Genomic DNA, 13,458 nt, shown 5'->3' on the forward strand with positions numbered 1-13,458 from the left:
CCTCCCAGAGCGCGATGCAGAAATGCAAAGGGCGGCCGAGGCATCGCCCCGACCGCCCTATTCTATTGATCCGGCGCCGGCAATTGGACCAAAGCCAATGCCGTGTAGGTCAAGCTACGCGGCTCGCGCCGGCTTGCCGCCGCTGCCGAAGCTGCGGCGCTTGCCGCGGAACGGCTTGCCACCGCTCGGCTTGCCTGCGTGGGGCCTGCCGCCTTCGGGCCGACCACCCTCAGGCTTGCCGGCATGCTGCTTGTGACCGAAACCCTGGCGCGGCTTGCGATTCCCGCCGGGGCCGCGATCCCTGTGGTCGCCCGCGCGGTCCCTGGCCTCTTCCGCCGCCCGCTCCCGCGATTCCGCGGGGTTGCGCGCCGGGTCGGGCTGACCGGTATGGTCGACCGTGATCGGCAGTTTCATGCGGATCACCCGCTCGACGGCGCGCAGCTTGGCGTTTTCCGACGGGTCGCAGAGCGTGATCGCAATGCCGTCCATGCCGTTTCGGCCGGTTCGGCCGATGCGGTGCACATAGCTCTCCGCCTCGTCGGGAAGGTCGAAGTTCACGACATGGCTGATGCCGGGCACGTCGATGCCGCGCGCTGCGATGTCGGTCGCCACCAGAATACGCACGGAGCCGTCGCGGAACCCGTTCAGCGCCTTCTGGCGTGCGTTCTGGCTCTTGTTGCCGTGGATCACGGCGGCGTTGAAACCGTCGCGCTCGAGGTCGCGCACGACACGGTCCGCGCCATGCTTGGTGCGCGAGAACACGATCACCGACTTCATCGCCTCGTCGGCGAGCATCGCCGACAGCACCTGGCGCTTCTGCCTGGTGCGCGCCATCACGACGCCCTGCTTGATCTCGGCCGCGGTCGTGCCCTGCGGCGCCACCTCGACATGCACCGGATCCTTCATGATCCCGCGCGCAAGCTGCTCGATCTCGTCGGGCATGGTCGCCGAAAACAGCGCCGTCTGCTTGTCGCGGTGCACCGCCTTGGCGATCCGCCTTACGTCATTGATGAAGCCCATGTCGAGCATGCGGTCGGCTTCGTCGAGAACCAGCCAGCGTGTTTCGGAGAGGTTGAGGTCCCCTTCCCTGACGAGGTCGGTCAGCCGGCCAGGCGTGGCGACCAGAATGTCGACGCCCGGCGCTATCTTCTTGACCTGGCTGAAGCGCGATACGCCGCCGAGCACAAGCGCCGTAGAAATGTGCAGGCCCTTGGCGAGCACGCGGATCGTGTCTTCGATCTGCACGGCAAGCTCGCGCGTCGGCGCAAGGATCAGCGCGCGCGCCGTCTTCGGCGTGCGCTTGTTGCCGAGCGCCACGATCTTGGTCAGGATCGGCAGGCTGAATGCCGCGGTCTTGCCCGAACCGGTCTGCGCGACGGCCAGGATGTCGCGGCCGGCGAGGTAAGGCGGAATGGCCTTTTCCTGCACTGGCTTGGGCGTATCGAATCCGGCGATGACCGTTGCTCTCAGGAGCTGGCCGCTGATGCCGAGTTTCGCGAAACCAGTCAGTTCCGCAGTGTTTTCATTCGTCAATTTATTCTTCTTTCACGCGGACATTTGCCGCAAACGGCCCGTGCCGCAGGGCGCAACCTGCGTCGGGCGATATGTGAGTGAACGACAAGGCGGCGGACACTGAAGGTGTCCGCGCGGCTGCGCTGCCGTGCCCGCGGGTCATCCGCGGGACTTTTTCCGCCACTCGCCGAAAACCGGAAAGGGAGAAAACAGACGCAACCAGTCCAATTGCTAAGGAAAGCCGGAACTCCGGCCTAAGCGCCTATGCCGCCGCATATGGTCTAGTTCGCCTGAAATAGCAAGCCCGGTGCTGCAATGCAGCAATGCGTTCACGGCGCGGCCGAACGAATTGCGCCCGCTTGCACACCCGCACCGCCGTGCTACGACGATCCCGAGAGGGAGACCGCCGATGAAGGATGTGCTGAAGGAACTCGAGCGCCGCCGCGAGATCGCCAGACAGGGCGGCGGCAAGGCGCGCATCGACGCCCAGCATGCCCGCGGCAAGCTCACCGCGCGCGAGCGCATCGAGATCTTCCTCGACGAAGGCTCGTTCGAGGAGTTCGACATGTTCGTCGAGCACCGCTCGACCGATTTCGGCATGGACAAGCAGAAGGTCGCCGGCGATGGCGTGGTCACCGGCTGGGGCACGGTCAACGGCCGCACCGTCTTTCTTTTCGCCAAGGATTTCACCGTCTTCGGCGGCTCGCTGTCGGAGGCGCATGCCGAGAAGATCCAGAAGGTGCAGGACATGGCGCTGAGGAACCGCGCGCCGATCGTCGGCATCTACGACGCCGGCGGCGCACGCATCCAGGAAGGCGTGGCGGCACTTGGCGGCTATGCCGAGGTGTTCCAGCGCAACGTGCTGGCCTCGGGCGTCATCCCGCAGATCTCCGTCATCATGGGTCCCTGCGCCGGCGGCGACGTCTATTCGCCCGCGATGACCGATTTCATCTTCATGGTGCGCGACACCTCCTACATGTTCGTCACGGGACCGGACGTGGTGAAGACCGTCACCAACGAAACCGTCACTGCCGAACAGCTCGGCGGCGCCTCGGTTCATACGACGAAATCATCGATCGCCGATGGCGCCTACGACAATGACGTCGAGGCGCTCCTGCAGATGCGCCGCTTGGTCGACTTCCTGCCGGCGTCGAACACTGCGGAGATCCCTCAGATCGAGTGTTCTGCGCCGACCGATGACCCCGACATGTCGCTCGACCGGCTGATCCCTGACAACGCCAACAAGCCTTACGACATCAAGGAACTCATCCTGAAGACCTGCGACGAGGGCGATTTCTTCGAGATTCAGCAGGCTTTCGCCAAGAACATCGTCACCGGCTTCGGCCGCGTCGAGGGTCGCACGGTCGGTTTCGTCGCCAACCAGCCGATGGTGCTGGCCGGCGTGCTCGACTCCGACGCCAGCCGCAAGGCGGCGCGATTCGTGCGCTTCTGCGACTGCTTCAACATCCCGCTCGTCACCTTCGTCGACGTACCTGGCTTCCTGCCCGGCACCGCCCAGGAATATGGCGGCCTGATCAAGCACGGCGCGAAGCTGCTCTTCGCTTATGCCGAGGCAACGGTGCCGAAGGTCACGGTCATCACCAGAAAAGCCTTCGGCGGCGCCTACGACGTCATGGCGTCGAAGCACCTGCGCGGCGACATGAACTACGCCTGGCCGACGGCGCAGATCGCAGTGATGGGCGCCAAGGGCGCGGTCGAGATTATCTACCGCAAGGACATCGGCGACACCGAAAAGATCGCCGCCCACACGAAGGCTTACGAGGATCGGTTCCTGTCGCCCTTCGTGGCGGCCGAGCGCGGTTATGTCGACGAGGTGATCATGCCGCACTCGACCCGCCGCCGCGTCGCCCGCGCACTACGCATGCTGCGCAACAAGGATCTCGAAAATCCCTGGAAGAAGCACGACAACATTCCGTTGTGAGGCTTCACGCTACCGGAACGTTGGCGGCAATGTTGTCGCCCATCCGTGCGGCGGCCTTGGCCGCACCTGCATCGCTTGGGTGGATTTCGTCGGTATTCCAGTCGGCCGCTGAGGTGAACGCCGGCCGCAGGTTGACATAAACCACCTTGTAGGTCGGGTGCGCTGCGTTCTCTGCGGCCGCGAAAGCCTTCAGCTTCACGTTGAAGCGGTCGACCATCGCCGCGACGATCTTGCGCGCAAGGGAGCTGTTGGCATCGAAGCCAAGCGCTTCGAGTTTCGCGCCGATATAGGGACCGCCCGGCAATGGGCGCGCGTGGGCATAGCCATGCACATAGAGCGTGGGTTTCGGGTTGCTCACCGATCGGACATGCCCCGCCAGTGTCCGATAATGCCCTATGACGGTCGCAAGCGCCCCGTCGAACGACGCCTTTAGGTAGCTTTCGGCACTGCTTGGATTGGTTCCCGCCGCGCCGAAGCGTTTGACATGCGTCTGCACGGAGGCGAGCACGTCGTTGCCGCCGCCGGAGAACATGAAATGCCGGTAAAGGCCTGATCGGAGCGGCACCAGATAGTTGTTCTTCTGCACTGTCACCATGTGCCCGATTTCCGCGCCCCACATCGCCACGCCGGGTATCTCGTAGGTCTGGCGCAAGACGTCGACCAGATCGTCCGGATAGGAGACCGGCCAGCTCAGATTGGGGAGCCTGAACCACGAATCCCCCTCTGCAAGGACTTTCATCCTTGCGGCGGAAGCCGTCGTCGTGATCCCGCGGCCGCGCGAGCGGGGCCGTAACCGTGCGCGTGGGCCGGAAACAACGCCCATTTCCGCCCCGAAATAAAGCTCCGTCACCGTACGTGCGCTCGGCCGCTTGCCTTGCTTGTCGACGAATTCCGTGAGCTTGAACGCCGGCGCGAAAGCCTCGCCGCGCCTCTCGTCCGGCTCGAAATAGGCGCGAATCTCTCTCTGGGTGAGGTCACCCTTGGCTGCGCGGCTCCTCAGCTTCTCGAGGGTGATCCCATACTTGGACGCTTCGGTCATTGTGCTCCTCACTGGAGCGCTGCGCGTCTTCAGGCGCAAGGGCGCTCAAACATAACAGTGAATCTCCCGCGTCGTGCGCGGCGGCGCGGGATACCTCGGATTCAAGCCGCCTTGGCGACGATGTCGTTGTACTCATCGAGGTCGATGTAGAAGATTCGGGTGATCTCTCGGATGAGATCGTCATGGTCGTACCCCTGCCCCCGCAGGATGTTGATCGCCATGATGATGTCCAGACGGTCGGTTAGGCGTTTCTTGGCATTGTCCTCTACGGTGTGCTCCATGAACTTGTCCCCGTTCGTTGGCTCAACGCGGTGAAGAACGACAGATTGCGGGGACACTTTGGGGCGCGTTGCTTGCGCGGAACTTATCGCTGCAGCAATGCCCTGGCCCGCATGACTCGGGACTACACAAGGACGCGCAACAAGCACTCGACTCAGAAGTCGTCGCTTAGAATATCACGGACATCTAAAATTGTATTAACGTTCCCGCCGCATAGCGGGTAACTTCCGGGGACGGCGCGACGGCGCCGATCAATCGGCCGCGAGGACCTCTTTCACGACCGTCGCGAGCTGCTTCAGCGAAAACGGCTTCGGCAGGAAGCCGAACTTCGCCTCTGCCGGCAGGTTCTTGGCGAAGGCATCCTCGGCGTAGCCGGACACGAACACGAATTTGATGTTCGGCTTCAGCTTGAGCAACTCGCCAAGCAGCGTCGGCCCGTCCATCTCCGGCATCACCACGTCGGAGACGACGATATCCACCTTGCCGCCGAGCTCGTTGTAGACCTCCAGCGCTTCCACGCCCGACGACGCGTCATGCACGGTATAGCCGCGCGAGGTCAGCGCCCGCACGCCCGCCATGCGCACATTGTCCTCGTCTTCGACCAGCAGCACCGTCGCCGATCCCGAGAGATCGCGCCCGGCGTCGCTCGGCTTGGCTGCGGCCGGCTGCGCCGCCCCGTCATTTGCCGGCTGCGTTCCGGCCTCGGTCTGGGCGGCCTCCGCCGGCACATGACGCGGCAGGAAGATGCGGAACACCGTCCCCTTGCCGACCTCGGAGTCGCAATAGATGAAGCCACCGGTCTGCTTGATGATGCCGTACACCATCGACAGCCCGAGCCCGGTCCCCTTGCCGACCTCCTTGGTGGTGAAGAACGGCTCGAAGATCTTCTTCAGGACGTCGGGCGCGATGCCGGTGCCGGTGTCCTCGACTTCGACCACCACATAGTCGGCCGGCGTCAGTTCGCGATAGGCGAGACCCTTCGTCTCGTCGGCGGAGAAGTTCTTCGTCCGCACCGTCAGTTCGCCGCCGTCAGGCATCGCGTCGCGCGCGTTGACGGCGAGGTTCACCACCACCTGCTCGAATTGGCCGATGTCGACCTTGACCGGCCAAAGATCGCGGCCGTGGTCGACCTTGAGCTTGATTTGGTTGCCGACCAGCCTTGCCAGCAGCATGCGCAGGTCGGCCAGCACGTCGGTCAGGTTCAGCACCTCGGGCCTCAGCGTCTGCTTGCGCGAGAAGGCGAGCAGTTGCCTGACCAGCGAAGCCGCGCGGTTGGCGTTCTGCTTGATGTTCATGATGTCAGGGAAGGACGGGTCCGACGGCCGGTGGTTGGTCAACAGCAGGTCCGACGCCATGATGATGGCGGTAAGCACGTTGTTGAAGTCGTGCGCGATGCCGCCGGCGAGCTGCCCCACCGCCTGCATCTTCTGGCTCTGCGCCATCTGGCCCTCGAGAGCTTTCTGCTCGGTCGTGTCGACGGCGTAGACGATCGCCGCCTCCTCCGCGTCCTCCCCCCCCGTGCCGTCGGCGACGGCGTTGACGTAGAAGCGGATATGGCGCTCCTCGTTGTTGGGCAGGACCGTATCTATCGGCGAGATGTCGGCCTGCTTGAGGCGGGCCTTTTCCAGCGCCGCTCCAAAAGCTTCACGGTCACGCTCATGGATCACGGTGTCGAGCCGTACCTTGCGGTCGACCGCATCGCGGTCCACGACTGTGGAGAAAAGCGACAGGAACGGCGCATTGGTGCGCACGATGCGGCCTTGCAGGTCCACCCCGGCGATCGCCATCGGCGTCGAGTTGAAGAAGCGCGTGAAACGCACCTCGGAGGCCCTGAGTTCGGCCGAGGCGTCCTCGCCCTGGGTACGGTTGAGCACGATCGTGCGGCTCGGTCCGGCGGCTCCGTCCCGGCTCGCCGAGACGCGGTGCATGAAGCGCACCGGCAGCGCTTCGCCTGTCGTCGTGGCGAGGTCGAGGTCGATGACGGCGTTGCGCGTCGTGCCGGGGTCAGCCTTGACCGAGCGGATCAAAGCCATGCCGTCTCCCGCGACGATATCCGGCAGCGTGGTGGCGCCCGGCGTGAAGCTCGCGAGGTCGATGCCCAGCCACTCGGCAAGCGTCGCGTTGATATAGGTGACGCGGCCTTCCTGGTCGGCCGAGAAGAATCCCGCCGGCGCATGGTCGAGATGGTCGATCGCCTTCTGCAGGTCGAGGAAGAAGCGCTCCTGCTCGGCGCGCTCCTTGGAGATGTCGTCGAGCTGCCAGGCCAGCAGCGGCTGCCGCTGCCCCGGCGCGCTGAAGGCGCGTGCGCTCACCCGGTACCAGCGCGCGCCCGGCTCCGCGCCGGGCCGGATCGCCTGGGACAGCCTGAATTCGCCGTCCCCCGCTATGCCGTCCCGCAATCCGGAGGCAAGGCGGTAGATCGTCGAGGATGCTTCCGGAACGTCGGACAAGAGGTTCTCGGCGGTTTTGATGTCGGCCGCCGACGAAGCGCCGGTCATCTCGCCATAGGCCTTGTTGGCATAGACGACACGACCCTTGGTGTCCGTCACCACCAGCCCCTGGTGCATCGAGTCGACGAAGGCCTTCGACAACTCGTCCGTCGTGGAGCGTGGCGCTATCTGCACGAAACCGATGGCGGTCGCGAAAAGATAGCCGACGCCGATCATCGCCAGCACGCCGAGCATGCCGAGCAGGAACGGGTCGCCCAGCCGCTCGCGGAAGATGCCGAAGACGATTGCCGCTCCGGTGAGCACGACGATGAAGATGATGAGCCGGGTAACAGCGCCGGGACGCGTGTTCTGGTCGACGATCGGTAGCGGATAGAAGTCGCCGCGAGGCTCTCGTGCCATCAAAAGTGATTCCCGAAAGGCGGCTCCCCTGCCGCCGACCGGTTGAATCATATTCTCCCCGGCGGCGAAAGGTCCCGGCTGAAAAAGCCTCGGAGAAAATGCGTATAGGATTGCAGGCCGGAAAAATGCAGCCGGAAAGGCAACTTGCGGATGCCAGCCGTCCGGGTCTACTGTCGCGCGCTTGAGTATCGGGACGGAAAGCGCTAACCGGATTCGGTCCTACCCGCTGCTCAAAACGGGAATTGAGCAGCGAAGCGGGTTCCGGTCGGAACTCGCCGCTTGTGCGTGGCAACGGGGAACTCGATGACCGATTGGTTCGAAGGCCTGGGCGGTCCGGAATTCGCCACTGCCGTAGTCTGGACTTTCGCGGCTCTGATCCTGCTGGTGATCGTGCTGGTGATCATCCGGCTTATCCGCAGCCTGACGTTCGGAACGTTCGTCGCCGGCGGGCGCAACCGCAAAACGCGGCTGGCGGTCATGGACGCCACGGCCGTGGACAGCCAGCGCCGGCTCGTCCTGGTGCGCCGGGACGACATCGAGCACCTGCTGCTGATCGGCGGGCCGACCGATGTGGTCGTGGAGCGCGAGATACGCATGAGCCAGCCCCGCAGGTCCCAGTCGGTGTTTGCCGGCGCGGAGGAGAGCCCTGAAATGCCGGCCCCCGTGCCGCACCCGCAGCTCCCCCCGCTTCCGCCCGCCCCTCAGCGCCAGCGTCCGCCGGAACAGTTGCCGCCGCTGCCGATCAGAGGCGGCGCGCCGCAGCCAGCAAGACAGCCGGAGCGCGCGCCTGCGTCTACCCAACCGCCCGAGCGCCCAGCCCAGCCGCCGCCCCGGCCCACGAGACAGACGGGCGCCCGGCCGCCTGCGCGTGAGACGGCTGCCCCGCAGAGGCCGAACGCGTCCCGGCTGCCGCCGGCCGCACTGCCCGCGACCGGCAGCATGTCCGCTACCGTCAGGCAGCCACCGCTCCAGCGGCCTGCTCCTCGTTCGAACAATCTCGATGACGCTTTGCTCCGCGAGCTCGAAGTCACATTCGAGGCGGCCCCGCCGAGAACCTTCGACACCGGACCGCCGAAGAGCCCCCCCAAGCCGATTGAGATGACGCTCGACGACGAGATGACCAAGCTGCTCGGCGAGTTGTCGAACAACAAGCGGTAAAGCTGTTCGCCATACCGGGAGGCGACGTTACGTCAACCAACAAAAAAGCGGCTCCAGGCCGCTTTTTTGTTCAACTGCCGAGTATTGATCTCAGTCGTCGCGGTAGACCTTTTCGCGGCGTTCATGACGCTCCTGCGCCTCGATCGACAGCGTTGCGATCGGACGGGCGTCCAGGCGCTTCAGAGCGATCGGCTCGCCGGTCTCCTCGCAATAGCCGTAAGTCCCCTCCTCGATGCGCTGCAGCGCCGAATCGATCTTGGCGATCAGCTTGCGCTGGCGATCGCGGGCGCGAAGTTCGATCGCCCTGTCGGTCTCCGATGATGCACGGTCGGCGAGGTCGGGATGGTTGGCGTTTTCCTGCTGCAGGATTTCCAGCGTCTCGCGGGCCTCGCGAAGGATGTCGTTTTTCCAGGCGACCAGCTTGGCCCGAAAATATGCCTTCTGCCGCTCGTTCATGAACGGCTCGTCGTCGGAGGGCACATAATCGGAAGTAACGAAATCGTTCATTCGACTCACCCCACTTAACCCGTTTCGGGCGCCTATATATTCGGGCAGCCATACCGGCACAAGATCATTCCGCGCAGCGCTCACGCAATTGTCAAAAGCAAGGCTCATGCCACTTTCGGCGCCACATGCACGGCTTCCGTGACGGAAATTGGGCGCTGCTGATCGATGCTGGATTCGACCTGTCTACCGGCATATTGCGGCGGCCCGTCCGGATCGCTAAATGCCCGGTATGGCGGCGTCACGCCGGGAGGAACAATCGTGAGCAGACTGTTTCTGTTGCGGCATGCGAAGGCGGGTTGGGCGTTGCCGGGCATGCGCGACTTCGACCGGCCGCTCGACGCATCCGGTCGCGCCGACGCCGAGGCGGTCGGCGCGGAAATGCGCAGCCAGGGTTATGTGCCCGACCTCACGCTCTGCTCCAACGCCGTGCGCGCGCGCCAGACGCTGGAGGGCATCGCCGGCCAGGCCGATACCGGCCGCGTGCTGTTCTGCGACAAGCTCTACAGCGAGGATGCGGCCGGCTATCTCGCGCTGATACATGAAAACGCGGACAGCGGGGCGGTTCTCGTCATCGGTCACAACCCGATGATGGAGGATCTCGCCACTGCCGTTTCCGGGAGCGGGAACGCCGACGCGAGAGCCTCGTTGAGTTCCGGATTTCCGACCTCGGGGCTGGCCGTCATCGATTTTCCGGGCAGCCTGAAACGGGCAGCCCTCGGAAATGGGTATCTCGAGGCTTTCCACACAGCCGCCGGTCACTGACAGGGTCGCCATTACAAACGCATCCGCAGTCGCTATATCGAGCGGTCAAGGACCATGGGCAAGGTATTTTGGCGACAGCACTGACCAGCTTCACGGACGAGGCGAAAATCGCCTTCGATACGCTGTCGGGCCGGGCCGCGGGCCTGTTTTCACCGTCGCTCCGGCTGGGCGTGACCGGCCTGTCGAGGGCCGGAAAGACCGTCTTCATCTCCGCGCTCGTGCACAATTTGATGCATGGCGGCCGCCTGCCGCTGTTTGAGGCGCAGAAGTCCGGGCGCATCTCGCGCGCCTATCTGGAGGAACAGCCCGACGACGCGGTGCCGCGCTTCCAGTATGAGGATCACATAGCGGCTCTTGTCGACGACCGGGCATGGCCGGACTCGACCCGGGCCATATCCGAACTCAGGCTGACCATCGAGTTCGAATCGGCCTCTGGCTGGAACCGCCTGATTTCGAGCGGAAAGCTGTCGGTCGACATTGTCGACTATCCTGGCGAATGGCTTCTCGACCTCCCCCTGCTCGGCAAGAACTATGCCGAGTTCTCCCGCGACGCGTTCGAACTGGCGGAACTGCCGGTCCGCGCCGGCCTTTCGCGGGACTGGCGTCGGTTGGCCGACACCGTGGATCCCAGGGCCGACGCCGACGAGATGGCGGCGCGCAGGCTGGCGGAATCCTTCACCGCCTACCTCAGGGCCTGCAAGCTCGACGAGCGGGCGCTGTCGACTCTCCCCCCGGGCCGCTTCCTCATGCCCGGTGATCTCGAAGGCTCGCCGGCGCTCACATTCGCACCGATGCGCCGACTCGCCGACGGCCGGCCTCGTTCGGGCTCCCTGCACGCGATGATGGAACGCCGCTACGAGGCGTATAAGACACATGTGGTGAAGCCGTTTTTCCGCGAGCACATCGCCAGGCTCGACCGGCAGATCGTGTTGATCGACGCGATGCAGGCCCTCAATGCCGGCCCCGGCGCGGTTGCGGATCTGGAGCGCTCGGTGACCGATATCCTCGCCTGCTTCCGCCCCGGCCGCCGCGGTTTCCTCACCGATTTCTTTTCCCGGCGCATCGACCGCATCCTGATCGCCGCCACCAAGGCAGATCACCTCCATCACGAGAGCCACGACCGGCTGCAGGCGATCGTTCGGCGGTTGGCCGACGGCGCCATCAAGCGGGCGGATTTTACCGGCGCCCAGGTCGACGTACTGGCGATGGCGGCGGTCCGCGCCACACGCGAAGGCACGGTCCGGCAGGGACGCGAGACGCTGCCCGTCATCATCGGCACGCCGCTGATGGGCGAGACGATAGGCGGCGAGAGCTTCGATGGGAAAACCGAAACCGCCATATTTCCCGGAGACTTGCCGGCAAGGATTGACTCGATCTTTGAAGAAGCCGCCGACGCGAAGCGGCAGCCCGAGCCGCCGATCCGTTTCGTCCGGTTCCGCCCGCCAAAGCTCGAACGCGACGCCGACGGCCTGAAGCTGTCGCTGCCGCATATCAGGCTGGATCGGGCCCTGCAGTTCCTGATCGGAGACCATCTCGCATGAGCGCCCCCCGCAAACCGGCGGCATTCCGCATCGAGCCGGAAGAGAGACGTACGCCGGCCCCGCAAGCCGATGCCTCGCCCAGGAAGCCGCGCGCGCTCGACAAGACTGCGGTCGTCGTCACGCCGGCAGAGATCGACGTGTTCGACGAGACCGATCCCCTCGACGAGGTTCCGCCGCCGCCGACCGCGCCGAAGCGGCGTTCATGGCTCGCCACGATCTTCCTCGCCGCCCTCGGCGCCTTGTTGTCGCTGGCTGTCGGCCTGTGGACCGATCAGCTCATCCGCGAGCTTTTCCAGCGCGCCGAATGGCTGGGCTGGCTGGCCGCCGGACTGGCGGCGCTGGCGGCACTGGCCCTGCTCGTTATCCTTCTGCGCGAGATGATGGCGATCGCCCGGCTCGCCTCGGTCGAAAGGCTGCGCACCAGGGCGCTTGACGCAATTGCGCGCGATGATCCGAAGGTTGCGCGCGCCGTCGTGACGGAGCTTTCGGACTTCGTTTCGGGCAAGCCGGAGACCGCGGCTGGCCGGCGCACATTGAAGGGGCTGGAGAACGATATCATCGACGGCGCCAATCTGGTCCGCCTCGCCGAGACGGAACTGCTGGCCCCCCTCGATGCCCGCGCAAAGCAGATGATCCTCGACGCGGCCAAGCGCGTGTCGCTCGTCACCGCCGTAAGCCCGCGCGCGCTGGTCGACATCGCCTATGTGCTGTTCGAATCGGGCCGTCTGATCCGCCGGCTCTCCGAACTCTATGGAGGACGTCCCGGCACACTGGGCTTCCTGCGCCTTGCGCGCGGCGTGCTGGCGCATCTCGCGGTCACCGGCGCCATCGCCGCCGGCGACGATTTCGTGCACCAGATCGTCGGACAGGGGCTTGCCGCGCGGCTCTCGGCCAAGCTCGGCGAAGGCGTGGTCAACGGCATGATGACCGCCCGCATCGGCGTTGCCGCCATGGAGGTTACGCGTCCCTTGCCGTTTTCCGCGCTGAAGCGTCCGGGAATGACCGATTTCCTGTCGGCGCTGGCCTCCTTCACGCGCAAGAAAGCCGGAGCCGGCGAAGCATAGGGTAGCCAGCGCCAGCCGCTCCTTCCAGGCTTCAACCGGCGCCGCGATAGACGGTCCATTAACCATTTCTGGTCATGGTTTGGGCAGCTTGTTCCCCTCTCATGCGTTGCCGGGTGTCCCTCGATGAAACGTGCATTCCAGTCCAGAATCCTGCCGCTTGTTGCGTCGGTGGCCATCGCGGCGGGCATGACTGCACCGGCCGGGGCTGGCGAACGCGACCGGACGTTCTTCCAGTCGGTCGAAGGCTCCTGGGCCGGCGCGGGCGAGATCGTCGCCGGCAAATACAAGGGCACGAAGTTCAACTGCACTTTCGCGGGAACGACGCCCTCCAAAAAGCTCGGCATGACGCTCGACGGCGGCTGCCGCGTCGGCGTCTTCATGCAGAAGATGTCGGCAAGCGTCGTTCAAAGCGGTTCCGCCGGCTATCGGGGCAAGTTCATGGACGGCGCCGAAGGCTCCGGCCTCGACATCATCTCCGGCAATGTGGTCGACGGGCGCAAGGTCGTCTTCGCCATCAACCGCAATGAATTGCGCGGCGTCATGCAGGCGCGCCTGCCCGACGACGATACGATGAATGTCACCGTCTCGGTGCGCGTCGAGGATGCGATGGTTCCGGTCATCGGCATGAGCCTGAAGCGTGTGGACGGCGCCGCCGTCGGCGCCATAGCGCGGCAATAGCGCCTGATACCGACCGAGCCGAGCGCGGAGCCGCTAAGGCCGCATTGATTCGGGGCTGTTCGATCGCTTTGCCAGCGCCTATCTTTGAACGCTCGAACATCCGGCGCGCTTAGCGCGCAAATCCAGG

Annotated in this window: 11 protein-coding genes; 6 read left to right on the top strand and 5 right to left on the bottom strand. The window is 64.9% G+C overall.

Annotated elements, in window-relative coordinates:
- Nucleotides 1–114: 114 nt before the first annotated feature.
- Nucleotides 115–1,533 (bottom strand): DEAD/DEAH box helicase, encoded by a 1,419-nt coding sequence (locus tag ABLE71_RS13600; RefSeq protein ID WP_348783975.1) that lies wholly within the window; start codon nt 1,531–1,533, stop codon nt 115–117.
- 388 nt (nt 1,534–1,921) lie between these two features.
- On the opposite strand from ABLE71_RS13600, the gene ABLE71_RS13605 reads away from it, so the two are divergent.
- Nucleotides 1,922–3,454 carry an acyl-CoA carboxylase subunit beta gene (locus ABLE71_RS13605; protein ID WP_348783976.1) on the top strand — a complete coding sequence of 511 codons (1,533 nt, stop codon included), beginning with the start codon at nt 1,922–1,924 and terminating at the stop codon, nt 3,452–3,454.
- A gap of 4 nt (nt 3,455–3,458) precedes the next feature.
- Here ABLE71_RS13605 and ABLE71_RS13610 read toward each other — a convergent pair whose 3' ends face one another.
- From ABLE71_RS13610 to ABLE71_RS13620, 3 genes are all read right to left on the bottom strand, one after another.
- Entirely contained in the window at nt 3,459–4,493 is a 1,035-nt protein-coding gene (locus ABLE71_RS13610; protein ID WP_348783977.1) for an SGNH/GDSL hydrolase family protein, read from the bottom strand.
- Nucleotides 4,494–4,594: 101 nt separating this feature from the next.
- Nucleotides 4,595–4,774, bottom strand: coding sequence for a hypothetical protein (locus tag ABLE71_RS13615; RefSeq protein WP_348783978.1), 180 nt, complete (start codon nt 4,772–4,774; stop codon nt 4,595–4,597).
- Nucleotides 4,775–5,023: 249 nt separating this feature from the next.
- Nucleotides 5,024–7,621 (bottom strand): ATP-binding protein, encoded by a 2,598-nt coding sequence (locus tag ABLE71_RS13620; RefSeq protein WP_348783979.1) that lies wholly within the window; start codon nt 7,619–7,621, stop codon nt 5,024–5,026.
- 303 nt (nt 7,622–7,924) lie between these two features.
- Between ABLE71_RS13620 and ABLE71_RS13625 the strand changes: the two genes are divergently transcribed.
- Complete coding sequence (locus tag ABLE71_RS13625; RefSeq protein WP_348783980.1) at nt 7,925–8,779, top strand: hypothetical protein; 855 nt, start codon at nt 7,925–7,927, stop codon at nt 8,777–8,779.
- A gap of 90 nt (nt 8,780–8,869) precedes the next feature.
- Here ABLE71_RS13625 and dksA read toward each other — a convergent pair whose 3' ends face one another.
- On the bottom strand, nt 8,870–9,286 hold the full coding sequence (dksA, locus tag ABLE71_RS13630) for an RNA polymerase-binding protein DksA (protein ID WP_348783981.1): 417 nt from the start codon (nt 9,284–9,286) through the stop codon (nt 8,870–8,872).
- A gap of 258 nt (nt 9,287–9,544) precedes the next feature.
- On the opposite strand from dksA, the gene ABLE71_RS13635 reads away from it, so the two are divergent.
- From ABLE71_RS13635 to ABLE71_RS13650, 4 genes are all read left to right on the top strand, one after another.
- Complete coding sequence (locus ABLE71_RS13635; RefSeq protein ID WP_348783982.1) at nt 9,545–10,048, top strand: histidine phosphatase family protein; 504 nt, start codon at nt 9,545–9,547, stop codon at nt 10,046–10,048.
- A 68-nt stretch (nt 10,049–10,116) separates the two neighbouring features.
- Nucleotides 10,117–11,589 (top strand): YcjX family protein, encoded by a 1,473-nt coding sequence (locus ABLE71_RS13640; protein ID WP_348783983.1) that lies wholly within the window; start codon nt 10,117–10,119, stop codon nt 11,587–11,589.
- Nucleotides 11,586–12,653, top strand: coding sequence for a TIGR01620 family protein (locus ABLE71_RS13645; protein WP_348783984.1), 1,068 nt, complete (start codon nt 11,586–11,588; stop codon nt 12,651–12,653). Before ABLE71_RS13640 ends, ABLE71_RS13645 begins: the two co-directional genes overlap by 4 nt.
- A gap of 186 nt (nt 12,654–12,839) precedes the next feature.
- A complete protein-coding gene (locus ABLE71_RS13650; RefSeq protein WP_348784480.1) occupies nt 12,840–13,331 on the top strand; it encodes a hypothetical protein in 492 nt (163 codons plus the stop codon).
- Nucleotides 13,332–13,458 lie beyond the last annotated feature (127 nt).

This window comes from Mesorhizobium sp. KR9-304 (assembly GCF_040049215.1).
Lineage (GTDB): Bacteria > Pseudomonadota > Alphaproteobacteria > Rhizobiales > Rhizobiaceae > Mesorhizobium_K.

What these genes read in the sequence shown, in the direction of transcription:
- dksA (WP_348783981.1), bottom strand. Translation starts at nt 9,286, where the DNA reads ATGAACGATTTCGTTACTTCCGATTATGTGCCCTCCGACGACGAGCCG.
- ABLE71_RS13620 (WP_348783979.1), bottom strand. Translation starts at nt 7,621, where the DNA reads ATGGCACGAGAGCCTCGCGGCGACTTCTATCCGCTACCGATCGTCGAC.
- ABLE71_RS13650 (WP_348784480.1), top strand. Translation starts at nt 12,840, where the DNA reads ATGACTGCACCGGCCGGGGCTGGCGAACGCGACCGGACGTTCTTCCAG.
- ABLE71_RS13605 (WP_348783976.1), top strand. Translation starts at nt 1,922, where the DNA reads ATGAAGGATGTGCTGAAGGAACTCGAGCGCCGCCGCGAGATCGCCAGA.
- ABLE71_RS13615 (WP_348783978.1), bottom strand. Translation starts at nt 4,774, where the DNA reads ATGGAGCACACCGTAGAGGACAATGCCAAGAAACGCCTAACCGACCGT.
- ABLE71_RS13645 (WP_348783984.1), top strand. Translation starts at nt 11,586, where the DNA reads ATGAGCGCCCCCCGCAAACCGGCGGCATTCCGCATCGAGCCGGAAGAG.
- ABLE71_RS13625 (WP_348783980.1), top strand. Translation starts at nt 7,925, where the DNA reads ATGACCGATTGGTTCGAAGGCCTGGGCGGTCCGGAATTCGCCACTGCC.
- ABLE71_RS13610 (WP_348783977.1), bottom strand. Translation starts at nt 4,493, where the DNA reads ATGACCGAAGCGTCCAAGTATGGGATCACCCTCGAGAAGCTGAGGAGC.